The following is a 22295-nucleotide window of genomic DNA, read 5'->3' as shown; positions in this document are numbered from 1 at the left end:
ATGAATAACAAATTAGTACCAGGTATCTTATTAGGCGCATTAGTCGGCGGAGCTATCACACTTGCTGACAAAAATACGCGTACTTCATTACAAAACAGCTTTAAAAACTTGAAAGAAGGCAAATCTTCAAACAGAGGACCTTCAAAATTCAACTTAATTAAAGAAGAAATCATGTACTGGAAAGACGCGATTGAAGAAATCCGCCGTAATAACCCAGAATTAGAACGCGCACTTAAAGATGCTAAAAATACGTTGCAGCAACGTAAACAAAACGACAAACACTTAAACTAATTGTTTAAGCTGCAGGAATTGATTACAAAGGGGTAAGCTGAGCGGCTTTGTCCGCTTAGTGTTATCCCCCTTTTTTCAATTCAAATACAATTTAATCAAGTAATAAAGGAGTACACATTATGTCTAAATCAACAGACCACGACAAACATGAAAAAAACGAAAGTCTTTTTCAAAAAGTCAAAGAAAAGTCTGCTGGTATCACGCACGAAGATAATAATTACTATGTAGCACCGCAAGAATTCCAGTCGAAATCACCAAAGAAATCTAATCAAACTTTCTTTGTGGCTAGAAACAATAAACCAGCTAAATATACGAAAGATTCGAACTTTTTATCATTTTTAATCTATCGTATCGGTAAAGATGATGCTGCGGGATTAGCAGCGCAACTATCCTATTATTTCATGTTGTCGCTCTTCCCAATGCTATTATTCTTATTATCACTTTTACCGCTCTTTAAAATCGATCGCAATAAGATTGTCAATATGATTACTCAAAATGCCCCTGCTTCTACAGCAGATCTATTATCGGGCATCATTGAAGATATTATGAAAAACGCCAGCGGCAGTATTTTATCTGTCGGTTTGATTTTAGCGTTATGGTCCGCTTCAAACGGTATGACTGCACTTATGAACGCTTTCAACGTTGCCTATGATGTTGAAGACGGCAGAAATCCTATCGTTTTAAAATTAATCAGTGTCCTATTTACTGTCATTATGGGCGCAGTATTCATTATCGCCTTAATCTTACCGGTATTCGGTCAGCAAATCGGCCACTTATTATTCGGACCGTTAGGCTTAGACAGCCAAGTTAAATGGATATTCAGTATCTTAAGATTCTTATTGCCGTTTATTATTATTTTCGTACTGTTTGCGACATTGTACGCACTTGCGCCAAACATCAAAATCAAATTCAAATCTGTACTGCCAGGTGCACTGTTTGCTTCAGTAGTTTGGATTTTAGGTACAGCAGGATTTGGTTTCTATGTCAGCAACTTTGCGAACTACTCAAAAACATACGGCAGTATCGGTGGTATCATCGTCTTAATGTTATGGCTGTTCATCACAGGCTTTATCATTATCGTCGGTGCTGAAATCAACGCGATTATCAATCAGCGCAGAACATTAAAAAATCAAGATTCACTTGAGGAAAGAGAGTTCGAACTTTCTGAAGCTCAAAACCCTCATGCTGAAAGAGAATAGTTAATTTCAGAGCAAAATCATTTTGTAATAATTCAAAGTGATTTTGCTCTTTTTTCTTAGATTTTTGATAAAATTAGGTTTTTTATTGTATAATATTGGGTAATGAGTCTTTGGGCAGATATCTGATAGCAGGTGTCCCCATGCTTATAACACATCTTGATATAACTAAAAGTACAAATTTAATGAAACAGGAAGTGTGGAACGAATGACATTATTAGAAAGCATTTTATCTTATAATAAAGACTTTGTGGAAAACAAAGAATTCGAGAATTATTCAACAAGCAAAAAGCCGAATAAAAAAGCAGTTCTATTTACATGTATGGATACACGTTTGCAAGACTTAGGTACAAAAGCGCTCGGCTTTAATAACGGGGACTTGAAAGTTGTTAAAAACGCAGGTGCAATTATTACTCATCCCTACGGTTCAACAATTAAAAGTCTATTAGTCGGTATTTATGCTTTAGGTGCCGAAGAAATCATTATCATGGCACACAAAGACTGCGGTATGGGCAGCTTAGATGTCAGCACAGTTAAAGATGCGATGAAAGAACGCGGTGTAACTGAAGAAACATTTGATATTATTAAACACTCAGGTGTCGACGTAGACGGCTTCTTAGAAGGATTTGATGATGCTAAAGATAACGTACGCCATAACATCGATATGTTATATCATCACCCTCTATTTGATAAGAGCGTCCCGATTCACGGCCTAGTTATCGATCCGCATACGGGTGAATTAGATTTAATTCAAGACGGTTATGAATTAGCAGAACAAAATAAATAATCAGTCCAAGCACATCTATCAAAGCGGCTTGAACTAAAGAAAAGACAAGATTGAAAATCAAAAGTTTTCAATCTTGTCTTTTCGTTTATTGAATTAAGTCATGTTGGAAAGCATAAATCACAGCTTGTGTTCTGTCTTGCACTTCCAGCTTGCTTAAAATATTACTTACATGTGTCTTAACCGTTTTAATTGTAATATGGGAGGCACTTGCGATTTCTTGGTTTGAATAACCTTTAGCGATAAGTAATAAGATTTCCATTTCTCTATCTGTTAACAGCTCATATAATTCTGCACGCTGATTCATACGATTACGCATTTTAACCAGTACTTCTGCTTCAAAGACAGCTTCATTGCGCTGTGTTTTTCTGATTGCTTCTGCAATGTCGCTGGCACTTGTTGTTTTTAAAATATAACTGTCCACCCCTGCATCCAATGCACGGTAGACTTCGTTATCTTCAATATAACTTGTCAGCATCAGCACTTTGATTTGCGGCAAGTCTTTCTTGATTTGCATTGTTGCTTCTACGCCGTCCATATCATCCATTAATAAATCCATTAAAATCAAATCAGGCTTTAATTCATGCGCCTTTTCAATTGCTTCTTTCCCGGATTTGCCTTCACCGACGACCTCAATGTCAGGTTGCGTAGATAAATAACTTGAAATGCCGATTCTGACCATTTCATGGTCATCGACAAATAATACTTTAATCGCCATCATTTTCCTCCTTATTCAATGGAGCCTTCACTTCTATTCTTGTCCCTGCACCAGGCAATGAAACAATATGCAGTGTTGCCCCGATTTCTAACGCACGTTCTCGCATATTCTTTAAGCCGTAGCTTTTTTCCATTTTTTCATCTACGTCAAAGCCTTTGCCATCATCTTGAATACGCAATAACAGATAATCATCTTTATTAAATAAATCAATTGTCAGCTTAGTACCTTCAGCATGACGCAAGGTATTAGAAATACCTTCTTGTGTAATTCTGAATAAATGATCTTCAATTCCTTTTGGAACTTCAAAGTCTTCGATGTCATAGACCACTTTCATAGGCACTTTCTTCTGCAAGTCTACAACAAGGTCTTTGATACCTTCGCCGAGCGAACGATCTTTTAACCCTAACGGTCTCAGATGCAATAATAAAGCACGCATTTCTAATTGCGAGTCTTGGACCATCTTTTCAAGTGTCGGGATTTGCTGGTCTAAAGGCGGTTCTAGGGGTGATTCCTTAATTGCGGACAACATCATACTCGCCGCAAACAATTGCTGGCTGACAGAGTCGTGCAGCTCTCTGGCGAGGCGTTGTCTTTCGTCTTCAATAATTTTCTTTACCTTTACATCATTAAGATTATACGTTTCATTTGTTAAATCTTGAGTTTTAATACGTAAACGATGCAATTCTTGATTCAAGGGTACAAGCGTATGATAAATATCCAGTGTCTCTTGGTACAACTCGATATTTTGATCGTTGATTCCTACGACTTCCCCTTCAATCGAATGCTCGATTTGTTCTTTGATCCAATCATTTTGTTCATTCACTTTATACGCAAGTACAGACCCTACGATGATACTCATTAATATCACTAAGATATTTAAGAATAAGAACACCGGAATGCCGAAGATCTGCGTATAAAACATACCTTGAAAGTAAATAATATTAACAAATACTTTATCGATAAAAAAGAATATCGCTAAAATACTGTAAATCAGTATCAGCATCGAGCCGATCGCTCTGATATAGTGGTTCATCTATAAACCACCTCAACATCTCCGATAAAGGTAGAAGTATAAATATTAATATTATAGTTTTCTTCTTTAGTCTCTTCTTTCAACTGGATATGATTGTTTTCAATTTTTACTGTTTCTTGATTCACCGTTGCATTCCCGTAAAAGGCAGCTGCATGCAGATTGATATTATAATTCATCGGTACAATAATTTGGATTCTTCCGATGAAATGTCGAATCACAATCGTATTATTTTCTTTGATATTTGCGGCTTTCGTTAAATCAATGTGCACATCGCCGATACCATGCTGAATCTGCAAGTCTTCCCACTTATACACATAAACAGGTGTTCTTTGGTTGCCGAACCACTTCTGTTTGATAAATTGCGGGGACGTCACATCTTCGTCCGTTGCGAAAATTTTCATCGGCTTAAACTTGAATACGATATAGCGAATAATGATGAATACTAAGAAAATAAACAAGATAATAATCGTATATTTGTTTGAAAGCAGCGTAAATGCGACCATCAGTACCCCTATCCAAAAGGCTAACAGCCCTCTGATTTTATGGAAGTACAGATAGCCGACATAGATTAATATCGTCCCTAATAACAGAACGAGCAGGAAGCCTATTTTTTCAAAAAAGATATAATAAAAATTGGCAATAATCATTAATGCGGTAAAGATAATCAACATTTCTGTTGAAATATATTTATTTGTCATGTTTCGCCACCTTTTCTATGCAACTAAACTCATTTGTGCAATCATATCACATTCTCTTTCTAATGTAATTCGTGTTTTGTTTTGACGTGATAGGTCCGCTTCAATTTTTGCACAGTCAGATTCCGCTTCATTCAAATCTTCCATCAACGCTGATAATTCAGCATTATCAATATTTTCCATGCGTTGGATGTTTGAAATCTGATACTGATCCATTAAATCGATATATTTATTTTCAACTTCCATTGTCAGTTTTTCGATATATTCAACAATATTTTTTCTTTTACGATTTAAGTATGCGATATATTGCTGTGTTGAGTGCAATTTTCGATTCAAATGCTCTTGGCAATTGACAATACTGTTTCTGATTGTACTGTGATAGAAATTTTCTAAGTAAAGACTCAATATATTCATGGAACCACCTCATTTATTATTGATTCCATTATAAAATAATTCCAGCAGCCTCTTAATAGGCTCTGGAACCATTTTACTTTCATACTTTAGTCCTAAACATGCATCAAATGCATCTCTATCTGCAGACTATGCTTCAGTTTTGTCGATTTTAGTAGTAAGCAATGGGCCGTCTTTCGTCACAATCACTGTGTGTTCGATTTGTGCCACATAACTTTTATCGCTTGTTTCAAATGCCCAATCATTTTTACCTTCTGTCACAAATGTTGCGTTTGAAGAAATGAATGGTTCAACGGCTAAGACTAAACCTTCTTTAAGCAATGTTTTGTCTTTGGGGTCAAAGTAGTTCAAGACATAGTTCGGTGCTTCATGTAATGAACTGCCGACACCATGGCCTGTTAAGTTGCGGATGACTTTCAAATCATTTTTGCGTGCAGTCGCATGAACTGCTTTGCCGATTTGGCTTAACTTGCTGCCTGGTTTTACTTTTTTCATCGCATTATCAAATGCTTCTTCTGCCACTTCGCATACTTTTTGTTTCATCGGATCGCTTGGTTCCCCAACTACAAATGAAATACCAGTATCCGCATATAAGCCGTTTTTCAATGCAGAGACATCGATATTTACTAAGTCCCCTTCACGGATTTTGCGTTTTCCTGGAATACCATGTGCTACTTCTTCGTTAACACTGATACATGTTTGTCCTGGGAAGTTTTCATCATGGATAGGTGCTGATAAAGCACCATGTTCTTCAAATAAATCTTTTGCGATGTCATCTAATTCTTTTGTAGTGACACCTGGTTTAGTTGCGGCTTGCATTGTATCTCTGACTAATGCACAGATGTAGCCTATTTCTTTTAATCCTTGTAGTTCTTCTTCTGTTTTTACAATCATGTGAGATCCCTTTCCTTATACATAAAATATTAGTTAAGCGTACACGCGCTTTATAAAGTTCACTATAATACGAATTTATCATAATTGATACTCATTCTTCCTTATTATATCAAAAAATGTTTGTTATACTAAATTTGTACAACACAGGTAGAAGAATGTCTGCCTGTTGAATGGATGTATGTTTCAACTGAGTTGCGAATATCAAGCGAGGGAATAAGAAATGACAAAGGACAAATGGTATCACAAAATTATCGGAGCTCGGACGATTAAAACAGGGCTTGCCACTTTTTTAACCGCCTTCTTCTGTATGGCTTTAAACTTAAATCCAATCTACGCCACACTCACAGCAATCGTTACGATTGAACCCACTGCTAAAGCTTCACTTAAAAAAGGCTATAAACGACTGCCTGCTACCGTTATCGGTGCATTGCTGGCGGTATTGTTTACGTATATCTTCAGTGATCAATCTGCACTTGCTTATGCGATGAGTGCAACTTGTACAATCTTTATTTGTGCAAAGTTGAAATTGCATGACGGTATTACGGTCGCAACCTTGACTGCGATGGCAATGATTCCAGGTATCGGCGATCATTACTTCTTTAATTTCTTTTCACGACTATTAACAGCGGTAATCGGTTTGGTCACTGCAGGTCTGGTAAACTTAGTTATCTTGCCGCCGCGTTATTACGATCAAGTCGCACAATCAGCACAAAAAGTCGAAACAGATATGTATCACTTATACAGTTTGCGTCTTAAAGAATTAGTGAACGGAAAATTCAATTCTACTAAAACCAACCAAAAATTAGAAAAACTGCTTTCAGCGATTTTACGTGTAGATACATTGATTCGTTATCAAAAAGATGAGCTCGAATACCACAAAGACCAAGAAGATTGGGTGAAATTAAAAGGCTTATCCAACCGTGCGCATACTGACCGTCTCTTTATTACGCATTTATCTAATATTGTTTATCTGCCTAAGAAAACAGAGTTTACCTTTACAGAAAAAGAAACACAAGCCATATTGAAAATAGCAGAAAGTATTGATGAGATTATTGAAACCGGCGGCTTCGAACGTGAAGATAATTGTTCCGAAACATTAAAACAAAGTATTATTCGTTTAGATGAATTTGAGAAGCAGCAAGTCAAAAGCCATATCATATACGAAATATTAATGACGTATCGTATTCTAGATGAGCGTTATGCGTAAAGAAAGGTCACCTTCCAATGTACTGCACCCCAAAAGTTGAACCTACAAAATTCAACTTTTGGGGTGTTTAATTATGAATAAAAGTTATAGTTTAGATTTCAAACTTAAAATATTACAAGAATACAAAAGCGGGCAAATTGGTTATGGTTCATTAGCTAAAAAGTACAATATTCATCATTCTTATATCGAAAGATGGATCTATCAGTACGATACCTTCGGTATTCAAGGTCTTACTTTTGGTATGACAAAAAGAAAATATTCAAAAGAAGAAAAATGTGAAATCATAGAATACCGATTGGAACATCATTTATCGTATAAAGAAACTGCGAAAATATTTAATATTCCTAACCCTTCCTTAATTGCTCAATGGCAGAAGAAATTTAATGAGTATGGTATTCTTGGCTTAAAACCAAAACCGAAAGGTCGTGTGTCCAAAGCCATGAAAAATAAGAAGAGTGAATCGTCTAACCAACCATTAAACGAAACTGAAAGAGAAGAACTTGAAAGACTACGTTATGAAAATAAATTGTTGGAAATCCAAATTGAACTCGAAAAAAAGTTACAATCCTTAGCTCGAAAAAATCAAACAAAGAAATAGTTTCAGCTATTATTGAGTTAAGGAAAGAGAAAGATTATCAGCTGAATCATATTCTAAAAGTAGCCAATATAGCTAAAAGCAGCTATCATTATTGGAAAAACAATTTAGGTTTAAAAGAGTATAAGGATGCACCTCTGCTGAAGTTGATTAAAGAAATTATCGAAAAAAATCATGAACGTGTTGGTTATCGTAGAATTACCTTAGAGCTTCATGCAATGGGGATTATAGTTAATCATAAGAAAGTTTTAAGAATAACAAGAGAAAATAAACTTTTATGCACAAAGTTTAACCATAGAAGCAGAAACTATAAATCTTATAAAGGAAGCACTGGAAAAGTCGCTAAAAATATACTAAATCGAAGATTTGTATCAGATAGACCTTATCAAAAATTATTAACAGATATTACTCAATTCAATATTAAGAATACAAATACAAAGCTTTATTTGTCACCTGTTTTAGATGTATTTTCAAAAGAAATCATCGCTTATTCTATTAGTAGGCACCCAAATTTAGAATGTGCTTTGTCATCTTTAAATCAGGCTATTAAAAATATACCTGAATTAAATTATCGGACTACAGTACATTCTGATCAAGGTTGGCACTACCAGCATAAAGCTTGGGTAAAAGCGCTCAAAGACAATCATATATTTCAAAGTATGTCGCGTAAAGGGAACTGTTATGATAATTCTCCAATGGAGAATTTCTTTGGCCTATTAAAACAAGAGATGTTTTATGGAGAAGAATTTAATTCTTATGAAGAGTTGGAATTAGAAATACACAAATATATCAATTACTATAATAACGTAAGAAGAAAAGTAAATTTAAAAGGCAAGACTCCTGTTGAATACAGAAATCTTGCCTTAGGAAAATAGCTTAATCAAAAAGTTCAACTTTTTGGGTTCACTACACAAACCTTGAAAGGTGACCTTTTCTTTGATTAATGTTGTTTTTCAAAACGATCGACAATGGCTTGTTTCGCCGCTTCTTCTTCAGTATTATCCAATTGACGCGGTTCAAATGGAATACCTTTTCTTTCGCATGCTTTTTCTAATAAATAATCTGTCAGTTCATGATTCTTCGGTAAAATCGGTCCATGCAGATATGTTCCTAACAAGTTTTTGTAATGAATACCTTCTCGTTTATCTTCTTCATTATTGCCGTAACCATGTTTGACTTTGCCGAATGTATCGAAGTTATGATACGTTCTGCCGCCATGATTTTCAAAACCGACAATTGTACCGAATGTTTCGCTTTCAATAACGATATCGCCTGTCAAACGTTCATTTTTAGACTGTGTATAGAAATCTAAAATGCCTAAGCCTTCTAATTCTGTACCGTCTGGAGTGATATATTTAGTACCTAAGAATTGATAACCGCCGCAAATAGTCAAACCAGGCATGCCGCCTTCAATCGCATCTTTCAGCTGTCCTTTGATTTTACTTAATTCTTTCGTAGCCAGCGCTTGTTCACGGTCGCTGCCGCCGCCGATAAAGAAGATATCGCAACCGTCTAAGGTTACACCTTCTGTTTCATTGACTTCCACAACATTCAATTTAATATTGCGCCATTTTGCACGCTGCTTAAGTGCGATGATATTGCCGATATCGCTATATAAATTCAATTTATCTGTCATAAAATGATATAACGTTAATTCATTCATCTTTGTTCCCTCATTTCAAACGAACGATTTAATTGTTCCAGCATAGGCGCTAGAGACGTATAGTTCGGAATTGCGACAGTCTTGCTTGTGTAATCCATTGTTTTCGCTGTAGCTTTGTAAATGTCTCGTTCAACAGTGACAGGAACATCTACTTCAGCTAATTTAAAACGCAGCTGTAATTCTTCTGCACGATTGCCTGTCACAATAATCGCTTCGATATCTTGATTGCTTAACTTTTCGAAGTCCGCATCATAGATCCATGAGATATCACGCCCATCAGCCGCATGGTCATTTAAGCTGATAACATAGACTTTTCTGCCTTCTAATTGTTCTCCCATAGAAAGACTGGCATTCATACCTGCAGGGTTCTTCGCTAAGTTAATCATTGCTTCTTTAGATCCTGATTTAAAGTACTGCATACGTCCGTTATCTGACGTATACGTTTCGAATCCTTTTTTGATAGACGCATCGTTTAAACCAAGTTCATGCAGCACACTGTATGCCGCAATCGCATTATACGCATTAAAGTCCCCTGCAATTTTCATATCGAAAGTTGTATCGCCGATAGTTAAATGGATAAACGGCGACACTGTAAATTTGTCGACTTCATATTTCGGCTGTTCACGTTTAAAGCCGCATTTACAATGATAATGTCCGATTTGATTGTAATGTATATAATCATATACTAATAAACGGCCGCAGTTCGGACAGTATTTGCTTTCATTCATTGTACTTTGTTCGAATTCATGCGCATGTGCTTTCATACCGTAATAGATGTTTGATGCACTTGCGATTTTCAAACGGCTGACAAACGGATCATCCGCATTCAACAGTAATTTAATACCTTTGTTGCTGATGGCTTTCGCAATGTTGTCTACCATAATATCAATTTCTCCGAAGCGATCCATTTGGTCGCGGAAGAAGTTGGTAAACACCATCATTGTCGGTGTCATTTCTTTTAATACTCTAGGAATAGAGCCTTCATCTATTTCAATGACTGCGATTTTGGTATTAGGATTGCTTTGTACGATAAATGCTGAAGTAATCCCAGCAGCCATATTCGCACCTTCATTGTTATGAATAATATCTATATTGTTAGCTTTTAATGTATGTCCGATTAAATTCGATGTTGTTGTTTTACCATTCGTACCGCTGATAAACACAACGTCATCTACTTTTTCTGCTAAATTTCGTAATATATCTTTATCAATTCTTCTTGCAACTTGACCCGGCAAATCTGTTCCGCGTTTGCCGACTGCTCTGCTGGCTTTACGCGCTAACTTTGCTAAGTTAATCGCCGTCCATTGTCTCATTCGCTTCACTCCTCTAAGTTTTAACCTGAATAATTATAACATGACAAAGTCTTTAAATAAAAATAATCTACGTCAAACATCAAAATCAATTGCTTGACTCCTATTATGCTTTCCAGTAAGATTTTACTGCTTAATTATCTTATATATGAAAGGTCGATCTGTTTGAAACAAGAAAATGCATTTGTTGCTTTAGACTTTGAAACCGCAAACGGCAAGCGTACAAATATCTGCTCTGTCGGGATGGTCAAAGTCGTGAATAATGAAATCATCGAAACCTTCTATACTTTAGTCAATCCTCATGACTATTTTTCTCAACAAAATATCAATGTCCATGGCATACAGCCTGATGATGTAAAAACATCACCGGATTTCAACTTTGTACTGCCCTATATGATGCAGTTCATAGATGGTTTGCCGGTTGTCGCGCATAATGCCGCATTTGATATGACTGTCATGCATGCGAGTATTCAAGCTTTAGGTTTGAAGACACCTGAAATGACCTACTTTTGTTCGCTTCAACTTGCACGCAGAACCATTAATAATAACCGCTATGGTTTAAAATATATGATGGATTATTACCATTTAGATTTCCATGGCCATCATGATGCCTTAAATGATGCGAAAGCCTGTGCGATGATAACTTTCAGACTGCTTAAACATTATGACAGCTTGTCTGATATGCTCGCTATCTACGGCAAAAACTTATCAGATAAAGGTTAACCGATTGAACATTTCCTAACCATTGTTCAATCGGCTTAATTCCTTCTTTCTTCTTACTTTCTCCTATATAAAATCATAAATCGACATATTTTGATATTCCGTTTTTTCTAAGTTCCCTACTGTCACACCAATTAAGCGAATCGGCACATCCGGATCTTTCAATTCATTGTAAAGTGCATAGGCTGTGTTATAGATATCTACTTCATTTCGTACTGGATCTCTTAAACTGCGTTGACGCGATAGTGTTTCAAATTTATGTGTTTTGATTTTAACGGTGACTGTCTTGCCGTATTTTTGTATCTTGCTTAAACGTTCGGCTGTTTTCTCGCTTAATTCTCTTACTTTTAATAAAATTTCATCGTCATCATTAACATCAGTAGAGAATGTTCTTTCTGTGCCTACAGATTTTCGGATGCGGTGTGATTTCACCACATTTGATCCTCTGCCGCGTGCTTTCTCATATAACGAATGACCGCGTTTACCGAAGACACGGATTAATTCACGTTCATCTTTATTGTATAAATCTTGACCGGTATAGATGCCGTGTTCATGCATGACTTCTTTGGTTGCTTTGCCTACACCAGGAAAACCTCCGATATCTAATTCCATTAATAAAGCATGAACATTTTGGTAGTTGATAATCATCATACCGTTTGGTTTATTCATACCGCTTGCGAGTTTGGCTAGGAATTTATTGTAAGAAATGCCTGCAGAAGCGGTTAATCCGGTTTTCTCCCAAATATCATTGCGTATATATTGTGCAATGACCGAAGCAGGCAGATCAGGCCGCACGAGATGAGTGATATCCAAATAGGCTTCATCAAGCGACATCGGTTCAACCACTTCTGTATAGCTTTTAAAGATATCCATAATGATTTTAGATGTCTCTCTATAAGCTTCAAAGCGCGGTTGAATATAATAACCGTCCGGACATAATTTATGCGCTTGTGCCATCGGCATAGCAGAATGAACACCATACTTGCGTGCTTCATAAGATGCAGTGGATACAACCCCGCGTCCGCTCGCTTTACCGCCGACAATCACAGGCTTTCCTTTTAGTTTAGGATTATCCCGCATCTCTACTTGGGCATAAAAATAGTCCATATCTATATGGATAATCCGTCGCTCACTCATCTCATTCACCTCCCTTTTTATCTTCTCTCACTCTACATTATATATGACATTAGCCAATCATGAATTTTAAATGCTTATAGCACAATTTTTCCGAAACACCTTATTTATTTTATCATCACATTAATTATTTATAATTTCTTTTTTAACTTTGTAAATAATGGAGTTAAACCAGTTTATTACCCTCTTAATAAGGAATAACAAAATAGACTTGAATGTTAACACTTTACTTAAAGTCCTAAATCTTAAAATAAAGGAGAATGCTTTATGACTAATAATGAAAACAAAATGAGCCATGAAGAAGCTGGACGTAAAGGCGGAGAAACTACTTCTGAAGAATACAGCTCAAAACATTTCCAAGAAATCGGTAAAAAAGGCGGAGAAAGTTCTAACAACACGACTGCTCAATCTAATAATAATTCTTCCAACTCAAACAATACATCTAACTCTAACCAAAAAATGAGTCACGAAGAAGCTGGACGCAAAGGCGGAGAAACTACTTCTGAAGAATACAGCACAGAACATTTCCAAGAAATCGGCAAAAAAGGCGGAGAAAGTTCTAACAGCACGACTGCTCAATCTAATAATAGTTCATCCAACTCAAACAATACATCTAACTCTAACCAAAAAATGAGCCACGAAGAAGCTGGACGCAAAGGCGGAGAAGCTACTTCTGAAGAATACAGCTCAGAACATTTCCAAGAAATCGGTAAAAAAGGCGGAGAAAGTTCTAATTCATCTCAAGACAACTAAAGCAACTTTTAATTAACACCTTCTTCCAAATCAAGTGAAGATAAAGTACTGATTAAGGTGTGATGGATACTCATTTTGATATAATTTTTTCTTTATTGAACTTCAGCAACTTGTACTAGTTTCATAATAATTACCAAAAAGACAAAACGAGATTTCTGTTATCGAAACAGAATCTCGTTTTTATTTTGTTCAATATTTTGACTGTTACAGTTGATTGATAAACTTTATAAAACAGTAATCTCAAAAGATTTTTTATCTGTTTGTCCGCTTTCCACAAAGGAAACTTGCGGTTTTTCTTCTAATACATCACTTTCTTTTAATGATGTAGATAAAGCACTCCACGGTTCTATAGCGATAAACGGACTTTTGTTAGTTGTTGACCAAAGAATGATATTAGAGAAATCTTTAAAGTCTACTCTCACACCTTTGTCATGTTTATGCGAACGTAATGCAATACTGCGTGAATGTAATCGATCTAAAGTCACTGCATCATAATCAAATAAATCATAAGTTAAATCTAAAGTCTTTTGATCAGTAAGGAAAGATGTTCTGTCTAATACATCTAATAAACCAGTTTCTGGAAATGGTTTTGGTACATTCGTTGTTTCCGCATGTTCAAATTCTAAGTAATAATCTTCGTATTGGTCTCCCTCAACAAGCGGACAATTAAATCCAGGGTGCCCGCCGATACTATACGACATACGTTGAAAATCTTCATGGTTCGTTACTTGGTATTCAACACGAATTGTTTTACCTGTTAATGTATAAACAATTTTCAGTTCGAAATGGTAGGGATAATTCTCTAGCATTGTTTCATCAGGTATAATAGAAAATGCGACACTGTTGTCTGAGACTTGTTCAAATTTAAAATCTTTCTTTCTCACAAGCCCGTGTCTTGGTATATGACCTGTCACATCTTGTTTGCCGTTTAAATGATAAATTGCTTTGTCATCTCTTAAGCTTCCGCAAATCGGAAACAATACAGGTGCTTGACCGCTCCAATATTCAGGATCCCCTTGCCAAAGATATTCTACGCCATCGTTATCTTTGATAGAAGATAATGCCCCTCCAAACTCTTTAAATTGCACTGTTAATTCATCGTTCTTTAATTCAATAGTCATAGTTGTCCTCCTAAACCAAAATAAGCGGTATTAAACGCTGCTTATTTTACGTTGTCTATCTTATTTATGTATAGAACAATATTATCACAATGATAAGTAAAAGAAACGTATTATCACAATGATAAGTAAAAGAAACGTTTTATCACAATGATAAGTAAAAGAAACGTTTTATCACAATGATAAGTAAAAGAAACGTTTTATCACAATGATAAGTAAAAGAAACGTTTTATCACAATGATAAGTAAAAGAAACGTTTTATCACAATGATAAGTAAAAGAAACGTTTTATCACAATGATAAGTAAAAGAAACGTTTTATCACATTAAAAAGCGAGATTTCTATAACCAATAAGAAATCTCGCTTTTTAACTATGTCTTTATTTTTATTTACGTTCAAACAATGCCACGGTCTCGATATGTGTTGTCTGCGGGAACATATCTACTGGTGTGATTTCTTTAAGTTCATAACCTTCTGCCAGAATATGTGCATCTCTTTGTTGGGTTGATGGATTACAAGAGATATAGACAATCCGCTGAGGATTCAATTCTAGTAAAGTGCGTAAGAACTGTTCATCGCAGCCTTTGCGCGGAGGATCTACCATCACAACATCTGGTTGAATGCCTTGTTGTTTCCAATCCATAATGACGGATTCTGCTTTTCCGCATACAAAAGTAGTATTATCGTAGCCATTCAGTTTGTCATTTTTCTTCGCATCTTCAATAGCCGCTGGTACAACTTCTACACCATACACATGTTTCGCTTTTTCTGCCATATATAAACCAATAGTACCGATACCGCAATACGTATCGAGTACAGTTTCTTCACCCGTTAATCCTGCATACTCTAATGCTTTATTATAAAGTTTAACTGTTTGAGAAGCGTTGATTTGATAGAAGGATTGATCGCTGATTTCAAATTCAACTGAATCCAGCTCATCTGTAATTTCATCTTTACCGTAAAGTGTTTTGGATTTTTTACCCATGATGACATTCGAGTGTGTTTCGTTAATATTTTGAATCACACTTTTAATATTAGGTACTGCTTCAACCATCTGCTTAATTATCGCTTTTGCTTGTTTGAATTTCTTTCCGTTCGTCACAAAGACAACCATTACTTCTCGTGAAGTATAGCCTACACGGATTATCACATGACGCAATAAGCCTTCTTTTCGCTTCTCGTCATAAACCGACACATTATGTTCTGTAAGCAATGCACGAATCATACGCATAAGTTGATTTTGAATGCTGTCTTGTATTAAGCACTCTTCCATATCAATGATGTCATGGCTGCGTTGGCGATAGAAGCCCATAATCGGCGCATCCTCGCTATTTTGTCCCACAGGAATTTGTGATTTATTACGATAATTCCATGGATTCATCATACCAATCGTTTCATTGATCGGCGTTGACGTAAACTTGCCTTTGCGATGGAATAAATTCACCACTTGGTTGCGCTTCATTTCTAATTGCGCTAGATAATCTAAGTGCTGCAGCTGGCAGCCTCCGCATTTATCATAATAAACACATGGAGGTTCTACTCTGTCTTTGCTTTCGGTAAAAATTTCTAGTAATTTCCCTATCGCAAAGTTCTTATTAACTTTAATCAGTTTGAATTCTATTTCTTCGCCCGTAAGTGCTTTAGGGACAAATACAGGATATCGATCGATTTTAACTACACCATGTCCTTCATGTGTTAAATCAACGACTTGTCCTTTAAAGACTTGGTTTTTCTTTAATGTTTCCACACTTTAACCTCCATAGAAAAAAGGTCAGGCTTGTTTGACTAAGTCCTAACCTTTTCAATGCTTACTAATCTTGTTCTGTTAATTCTTTATTGTCGACATTTGCAGGTGTAAATACTTCAATATGCTGCTTTAAGTTCAAGAAGTTGGCCGGTAATTGTCCGCCATACTCGCCATCCACATTTAAAGGCATTTGTTCAAAAGATGATACATTGATTGATTTTGCTTTTTCATAAATTACTTTAGGGTGCTTGATATGTTCCCCTCTTGAAGCTAATGTCATGATGTGTCCTAATTCAGCTAAGTTGGCTTTCTCAACAATAATCAGCGTGAAGTAGCCGTCATCTAATTTAGCATCCGGTACAAGTTTCTCAAAACCTGCCATAGAGTTCGTTAAACCTAATAAGAACAATAAAATCTCGCCTTGGAAGACTTTACCGTCATATTCTACACGTACATCGACATTTTTCATTTCCGGCAGCATTTCCATACCTTTGATATAGTACGCAAACGGACCGACAAATGTTTTCAGCTTGCTGGAAGTCTCATAAGACACTTCTGTAATACGTCCCCCAGCTGCCAAGTTGATAAAGTAGCGACTGTTCATTTTACCGATATCTACTTTCACAGTATGACCTTTGATAATCACATCTACCGCGCTTAAAATATCCGTAGGCAAATGAAGCGCACGTCCGAAATCATTTACAGTACCCATAGGAATTACACCGATTTTAGGGCGATTCGGATGTTCTGCTACACCATTCACTACTTCATTTAATGTACCGTCACCGCCAGCTACGATTAACATTTCATAGTCTTCGTGTAAGGCACGTTTCGCTTCGATTGTCGCATCTCCAGCCTTCTGCGTTGCATATGCACTTGTTTCGAATCCTGCTTGTTCCAATTTAATCAAGACTTCTGGAAGCATTCTTTTAAACAATTCCTTACCCGAAGTCGGATTATAAATAATTCTCGCTCGTTTTCTCATAAATAATCCCTCATCATTTTTACTCACATTCAATTTTAAATGATTTCAACGCTACTTAAAAGTATTAATGGTTCAATTCACTAAATTCCTACACAACATCAACATATCCATCAAAACCAAAACCATTAAACAAACATCTTCTGTAACAAACCTCTCTTTTGTTCTTTAAGCTGTTCTACCTTTTGTTCAGCTAATTCAATGCGTTGATCAAGTTTACTGAAGAAAGCGCCGATTTTTTGTTGTTCATTTTTACAAGGTATATTTATCATTGAATCAAAAAATTCTTTATCACTTATATTTAATAAACCATCCATTCGAGCCGTTGAAGTTATTTTTTTACGTAATTGCCGATCTAATTTTTTGGCATGAAAATATTTTTCTAAGAAAAATGAGTCAATATTGTTAGAAACTCTAAAACTTTTATATACATTTGGGACTAAAGCTTTTGAATAAGGTATTCGATAAACAATTCCAAATGGTGCTACTTTAGAGTTTCCTTTGTTGTATGATAAATCACCCTTATTTAACTCAACATATTTTTCTAAACTTTTACCTGCAATCACTTGTGAAAATCTATCTTTTTGACTCATCCAGCCATTTCGAGCAGATATTGTCATTACTTCAATATTATATTGAGATTTATTTCCTTTTAATACACTAACTTCATCACCCAATTTCTTCTCTTCCCACTCTGGATAATCATTTCCATTTTCGTCTTTAAAACGTAACTCTTGAGAAAAAATCTTCTGCATATACCCTTTCTTTTGTTCTTGTAGCAAGCTTACTTTATTTTCTGCTAGTTCAATTTGATGATCAAGTTTGCTGAAGAAAGTGCCGATTTTTTGTTGTTCATTAATTGACGGTAATTTTATTTTTAATTTTTTTATCTCCGAAGATTTGATTAATAGCTGTCCTGAACCAAAAACAAATCTTCTTAAATTATATTGTTCTAATTGAAAATATAAAAATACCCTACTACTTCTTATTTGAATAAAAATAGTATTATCACTAATATTTACTTTTCCTTTGAATTTATAAAGACTTCCTGCATAATGACCTACTCTTGCTATTAAAATAAATTGGCCATGATAATCATATTTGTTAGCTCTTCCAATTATTCCTGTGGAACCTAAATTAATATATTGACCATTTTCAATATTAGCAACATTACTTTTCCCCGTATTTATTTCTGTTACTTCCCCCAACTTCTTCTCTTCCCACTCTCCTTCAAACTCTGGAAAGCGTAGTTCTGGTACATTCTTTTTAGTTTGTGTGTTATGCATTATGTCACTTCCTTATGATTTTGCTTGTGTGTTTGTTTATTGTTGCTTGGTTGGTTATGTATGATTTTTAGCGTATTACTTTTATTATAATCAAAATGATGGGATTGTTGTATGGTTTAGTTTTTGTTTGATGATATAAAAAAGACTAGCGATTGCTCACTAGTCTTTGGTGTTTGTGTGTATTAGCGTTTGTCTAATTCTTGTGCTAATAGTTTGTTTACGATTTGAGGGTTTGCTTGTCCTTTAGAAGCTTTCATGATTTGACCCACTAAGAAGCCTTTTGCACGGCCTTTACCGTTTTTGAAGTCTTCTACTGATTGAGGATTGTTGTCTAATGCTTCTGTAACGAAGTTTAATAGTACTGATTCGTCAGAGATTTGTACTAAGCCTTTGTCTTCCATGATTTGTTTAGCGTCTCCGCCGTTTTGTGCAAGTTCAGGGAAAACTTTCTTAGCGATTTTACTGCTCATTGTACCGTCTTCAATCAACTTAATCATACCAGCAAGGTTTTCTGGTGTTAATTTTGTATCTTGAAGTTCAACTTGGTTTTTGTTCAAGTATTCGTTTACGCCGCCCATTAACCAGTTAGAAGTTAATTTAACGTCTGCGCCTTTTTCAACTGCTTCTTCGAAGAAATCTGACATTTCTTTTGTAAGTGTTAATACGTGCGCATCGTATGCTGGAAGACCGAATTCTTCAACGTATTTTTTCTTACGTACGTCTGGTAATTCAGGAATTGTTTGACGTACACGTTCTTTCCAAGCTTCATCAACGTATAAAGGTACGATGTCTGGTTCTGGGAAGTAACGGTAATCGTCTGATCCTTCTTTAACACGCATTAAGATTGTTTTACCAGTAGATTCGTCGAAACGACGTGTTTCTTGAAGTACTTCTCCGCCGTTTAACAATTCTTCTTCTTGGCGTTTTTCTTCATATTCTAAGCCTTTACGCACATAGTTGAATGAGTTTAAGTTTTTAAGCTCTGCTTTTGTACCGAACTCTTCTTGTCCGTATGGACGTAATGAAATGTTCGCATCACAACGAAGTGAACCTTCTTCCATTTTACCGTCAGATACGCCTGTATATTGGATAATAGAACGTAATTTTTCAAGGTAAGCATAAGCTTCTTGAGGTGAACGGATATCTGGTTCAGATACGATTTCGATTAACGGTGTACCTTGACGGTTCAAGTCTACTAATGAATAGCCGTCTTTATGTGTTGATTTACCCGCATCTTCTTCCATGTGAAGACGCGTAATACCAATACGTTTTGTTTCGCCGTCTACTTCGATATCGATATAACCATGTTCCCCGATAGGTTGGTCAAATTGTGAAATTTGGTAAGCTTTCGGGTTATCTGGGTAGAAATAGTTTTTGCGATCGAATTTAGATTCCGTCGCAATTTCCATGTTTAATGCCATTGCAGCACGCATAGCCCAGTCAACGGCACTTTCGTTAACAACTGGAAGCACACCAGGGTATGCTAAGTCGATAACATTCGTATTTGTGTTTGGTTCTGCTCCGAAATGCGCTGGTGATGGAGAGAACATTTTAGAATCTGTTTTCAGTTCTACGTGGACCTCTAGTCCAATGACTGTTTCAAAATGCATCATTAACACTCCTTATAAATTTTGATATGCATCATGTAAGTTGTATTGTTGTTCAAATTGATAAGCGACACGGTAAAGTGTTTTTTCATCAAATGGTTTGCCGATAAACTGTAATCCGATCGGTCTGTTATTAGTTTGTCCGCAAGGTATAGAGATACCTGGTAAGCCGGCAAGGTTAACTGGAGTAGTTAATAAGTCGTTTGCATACATTGTCAACGGATCATTAATTTCATCACCAATGTTGAAAGCAGCTGTTGGGGTTGTAGGACCTACAACTACATCGTATTCTTCGAAGACTTTATCAAAGTCTTGACGGATTAATGTTCTGACTTTTTGTGATTTTTTGTAGTAAGCATCGTAGTAACCAGAACTTAATGCGAATGTTCCAAGTAAAATACGACGTTTTACCTCTTTACCGAAGCCTTCGCTGCGTGATAATTTGTATAATTCTTCAAGAGTATTCGCTTCTTTTGAGTGGTAACCGTAACGAATACCATCGAAACGAGATAAGTTAGAAGAAGCTTCAGATGATGCGATAACGTAATAAGATGGAATACCATAGCCTGTATTCGGTAATGATACTTCTTCTACAATTGCGCCTTCGCCTTCTAAAATTTCAACCGCATTGCGTACCGCTGCTTTCACTTCATCAGAAACACCTTCGCCTAAATATTCTTTAGGTAAAGCAATTTTCATGCCTTTGATGTCTTTTCCGATTTCTGAAGTGAAATCATTATCTTCAACTGGTGCGCTTGTTGAATCATTTTTATCTACACCTACAATTGTTTCTAATACAATTGCGTTGTCTTTAACATTACGTGTTAAAGGTCCGATTTGGTCTAATGATGATGCGAACGCAACTAAACCAAAACGTGACACACGACCATATGTAGGTTTCATACCTACGATACCGCAATAAGCTGCTGGCTGACGAATAGAACCGCCAGTATCTGAACCTAAGCTGAATGGTACTAAACCAGCTGCTACAGCTGCTGCTGAACCGCCTGATGAACCGCCAGGTACAGCTTTGTGGTCAAATGGATTAACAGTTTTCTTGAAGTAAGAAGTTTCTGTAGAACCGCCCATTGCGAATTCGTCCATGTTTAATTTACCAATCAACACTGCATTTTCATCATGTAATTTTCTCATTACTGTTGATTCATAAATAGGTACGAACCCTTCTAGCATTTTACTCGCACATGTTGTTTCAAGACCTTCAGTAATAATGTTGTCTTTGATACCCATTGGGATACCGAATAGTTTACCTTCCATTTGGTCTTTCGCTTGCAATTCATCTAGCTCTTCTGCTTTTTTGATTGCATTTTCTTTATCTAAAGCTAAGAATGATTTGATTGTAGGATCTGTTTCTTCAATTGCATCATAAATATCCTTAACAACTTCAGAAGGTTTGATTTCTTTGTTCTTAATCATTTCGCTTAACTTTTCAACTGATTCATAACGAATAGACATTACGCATCCTCCCCGCTGATAACTGATGGCACTTTAAATTGTCCATCTTCTGTTTCTTTTGCATTTTTGAGTGCAAGCTCTTGAGGAATGCCTTTGATTGCTTTATCCTCTCTTAATACATTTTGTAAATCCAATACGTGATACGTAGGTTCAACCTCGCTCGTATCTGCTGTATCAATTTGTTGGGCAAAGTTTAGGATTGTTTCTAATGTGTCTTGCATTTCAGTTGTTTCCTCTGGTGAAATATGAAGTCTAGACAAATTTGCAATATGTTCAACTTCTTCACGTGATACTCTAGCCATTAATGAATTGCCTCCTTAATAATACTTCATCATAAAATTGTATCAAAAAAATCGTCAAAAATCTAAATTTTTTAGTTCAAAATACCCGTATATCAGGTAATGACTCCCCTTTAACTTAATCATTCTGAACTTCAAATGCAAATTTTTTCCATTCGTTATCAAAAAGAAATAAGGATTCATGGACTTTTATGCATATTGAGTTATAAAGATACTGCATATTTGCTTTAAAGCGTTGAAAACACTTTCTTAGCAAAAACCATCCTAAATACTGTCGTTATCACGATTTATTTTTCATTTTGCAAAAAATAAATATTCCCTTTTTTCAGAATTGTTGTATAATAATGCATATACATTGAATCATCAATGAGAAAAAGGGG

Annotated in this window: 23 protein-coding genes; 8 read left to right on the top strand and 15 right to left on the bottom strand. The window is 35.9% G+C overall.

From position 1 onward, the window contains the following. The 3 genes from MUA90_RS05255 to MUA90_RS05245 all read left to right on the top strand — a co-directional run bounded on the left by MUA90_RS05255 (position 1) and on the right by MUA90_RS05245 (position 2274). A complete protein-coding gene (locus MUA90_RS05255) occupies positions 1–291 on the top strand; it encodes a YtxH domain-containing protein (RefSeq protein WP_114603040.1) in 291 nt (96 codons plus the stop codon). A 119-nt stretch (positions 292–410) separates the two neighbouring features. After that, entirely contained in the window at positions 411–1490 is a 1080-nt protein-coding gene (locus tag MUA90_RS05250; RefSeq protein WP_262588598.1) for a YihY/virulence factor BrkB family protein, read from the top strand. 205 nt (positions 1491–1695) lie between these two features. Next, positions 1696–2274, top strand: a complete 579-nt coding sequence (locus MUA90_RS05245; protein ID WP_114603038.1) for a beta-class carbonic anhydrase — start codon at positions 1696–1698, stop codon at positions 2272–2274. An 85-nt stretch (positions 2275–2359) separates the two neighbouring features. Here MUA90_RS05245 and MUA90_RS05240 read toward each other — a convergent pair whose 3' ends face one another. From MUA90_RS05240 to map, 5 genes are all read right to left on the bottom strand, one after another. Beyond that, positions 2360–2989, bottom strand: coding sequence for a response regulator transcription factor VraR (locus tag MUA90_RS05240; protein WP_105994268.1), 630 nt, complete (start codon positions 2987–2989; stop codon positions 2360–2362). Continuing rightward, entirely contained in the window at positions 2979–4022 is a 1044-nt protein-coding gene (locus MUA90_RS05235; protein ID WP_114603037.1) for a sensor histidine kinase VraS, read from the bottom strand. The genes MUA90_RS05240 and MUA90_RS05235 overlap by 11 nt, the downstream gene beginning before the upstream one ends. After that, positions 4019–4720 (bottom strand): cell wall-active antibiotics response protein VraT, encoded by a 702-nt coding sequence (liaF, locus tag MUA90_RS05230; protein ID WP_262588597.1) that lies wholly within the window; start codon positions 4718–4720, stop codon positions 4019–4021. Before liaF ends, MUA90_RS05235 begins: the two co-directional genes overlap by 4 nt. 15 nt (positions 4721–4735) lie before the next feature. Continuing rightward, entirely contained in the window at positions 4736–5131 is a 396-nt protein-coding gene (locus MUA90_RS05225; protein ID WP_114603035.1) for a hypothetical protein, read from the bottom strand. Between the two features lie 126 nt (positions 5132–5257). After that, complete coding sequence (gene map, locus MUA90_RS05220) at positions 5258–6022, bottom strand: type I methionyl aminopeptidase (protein ID WP_232167989.1); 765 nt, start codon at positions 6020–6022, stop codon at positions 5258–5260. 220 nt (positions 6023–6242) lie between these two features. Between map and MUA90_RS05215 the strand changes: the two genes are divergently transcribed. The 3 genes from MUA90_RS05215 to MUA90_RS05205 all read left to right on the top strand — a co-directional run bounded on the left by MUA90_RS05215 (position 6243) and on the right by MUA90_RS05205 (position 8699). Next, complete coding sequence (locus MUA90_RS05215; RefSeq protein WP_262588596.1) at positions 6243–7229, top strand: FUSC family protein; 987 nt, start codon at positions 6243–6245, stop codon at positions 7227–7229. Between the two features lie 73 nt (positions 7230–7302). Then, entirely contained in the window at positions 7303–7827 is a 525-nt protein-coding gene (locus MUA90_RS05210; protein ID WP_262587362.1) for a transposase, read from the top strand. Further along, positions 7794–8699, top strand: coding sequence for an IS3 family transposase (locus MUA90_RS05205; RefSeq protein ID WP_316959807.1), 906 nt, complete (start codon positions 7794–7796; stop codon positions 8697–8699). The genes MUA90_RS05210 and MUA90_RS05205 overlap by 34 nt, the downstream gene beginning before the upstream one ends. 65 nt (positions 8700–8764) lie before the next feature. On the opposite strand, the gene MUA90_RS05200 is transcribed toward MUA90_RS05205, so the two are convergent. Next, entirely contained in the window at positions 8765–9487 is a 723-nt protein-coding gene (locus MUA90_RS05200; RefSeq protein WP_262588595.1) for a lipid II isoglutaminyl synthase subunit GatD, read from the bottom strand. Continuing rightward, complete coding sequence (locus MUA90_RS05195) at positions 9484–10800, bottom strand: lipid II isoglutaminyl synthase subunit MurT (RefSeq protein WP_262588594.1); 1317 nt, start codon at positions 10798–10800, stop codon at positions 9484–9486. Before MUA90_RS05195 ends, MUA90_RS05200 begins: the two co-directional genes overlap by 4 nt. A gap of 162 nt (positions 10801–10962) precedes the next feature. Between MUA90_RS05195 and MUA90_RS05190 the strand changes: the two genes are divergently transcribed. Further along, positions 10963–11520 carry a 3'-5' exonuclease gene (locus tag MUA90_RS05190; protein ID WP_262588593.1) on the top strand — a complete coding sequence of 186 codons (558 nt, stop codon included), beginning with the start codon at positions 10963–10965 and terminating at the stop codon, positions 11518–11520. Between the two features lie 63 nt (positions 11521–11583). Here the strand turns inward: MUA90_RS05190 and dinB are convergent, their stop codons facing one another. Then, on the bottom strand, positions 11584–12654 hold the full coding sequence (gene dinB, locus MUA90_RS05185; RefSeq protein WP_262588592.1) for a DNA polymerase IV: 1071 nt from the start codon (positions 12652–12654) through the stop codon (positions 11584–11586). A 264-nt stretch (positions 12655–12918) separates the two neighbouring features. Here dinB and MUA90_RS05180 point away from each other — a divergent pair, with 264 nt between their 5' ends. Further along, positions 12919–13404, top strand: coding sequence for a hypothetical protein (locus MUA90_RS05180; protein ID WP_262588591.1), 486 nt, complete (start codon positions 12919–12921; stop codon positions 13402–13404). 224 nt (positions 13405–13628) lie between these two features. On the opposite strand, the gene MUA90_RS05175 is transcribed toward MUA90_RS05180, so the two are convergent. The 7 genes from MUA90_RS05175 to gatC all read right to left on the bottom strand — a co-directional run bounded on the left by MUA90_RS05175 (position 13629) and on the right by gatC (position 21918). After that, positions 13629–14525 (bottom strand): aldose 1-epimerase family protein, encoded by an 897-nt coding sequence (locus MUA90_RS05175; RefSeq protein ID WP_262588590.1) that lies wholly within the window; start codon positions 14523–14525, stop codon positions 13629–13631. 381 nt (positions 14526–14906) lie between these two features. Next, complete coding sequence (rlmD, locus tag MUA90_RS05170; protein WP_262588589.1) at positions 14907–16268, bottom strand: 23S rRNA (uracil(1939)-C(5))-methyltransferase RlmD; 1362 nt, start codon at positions 16266–16268, stop codon at positions 14907–14909. Positions 16269–16332: 64 nt separating this feature from the next. Further along, entirely contained in the window at positions 16333–17253 is a 921-nt protein-coding gene (locus tag MUA90_RS05165) for a diacylglycerol kinase (protein WP_114603025.1), read from the bottom strand. A gap of 125 nt (positions 17254–17378) precedes the next feature. After that, complete coding sequence (locus tag MUA90_RS05160) at positions 17379–18536, bottom strand: restriction endonuclease subunit S (protein WP_262588588.1); 1158 nt, start codon at positions 18534–18536, stop codon at positions 17379–17381. A gap of 182 nt (positions 18537–18718) precedes the next feature. Further along, a complete protein-coding gene (gatB, locus tag MUA90_RS05155) occupies positions 18719–20146 on the bottom strand; it encodes an Asp-tRNA(Asn)/Glu-tRNA(Gln) amidotransferase subunit GatB (RefSeq protein ID WP_262588587.1) in 1428 nt (475 codons plus the stop codon). Between the two features lie 12 nt (positions 20147–20158). Further along, positions 20159–21616 carry an Asp-tRNA(Asn)/Glu-tRNA(Gln) amidotransferase subunit GatA gene (gatA, locus tag MUA90_RS05150; RefSeq protein WP_105994253.1) on the bottom strand — a complete coding sequence of 486 codons (1458 nt, stop codon included), beginning with the start codon at positions 21614–21616 and terminating at the stop codon, positions 20159–20161. Beyond that, entirely contained in the window at positions 21616–21918 is a 303-nt protein-coding gene (gene gatC / locus MUA90_RS05145) for an Asp-tRNA(Asn)/Glu-tRNA(Gln) amidotransferase subunit GatC (protein ID WP_114603023.1), read from the bottom strand. The genes gatA and gatC overlap by 1 nt, the downstream gene beginning before the upstream one ends. Positions 21919–22295: the final 377 nt, after the last annotated feature.

It is taken from the genome of Staphylococcus sp. IVB6181 (assembly GCF_025561445.1).
In the GTDB taxonomy this organism is placed as follows: Bacteria; Bacillota; Bacilli; order Staphylococcales; family Staphylococcaceae; genus Staphylococcus; species Staphylococcus simulans_B.
Note: the sequence above shows the minus strand (reverse complement) of the source record. Positions and strands in the feature narration are given on the sequence as shown.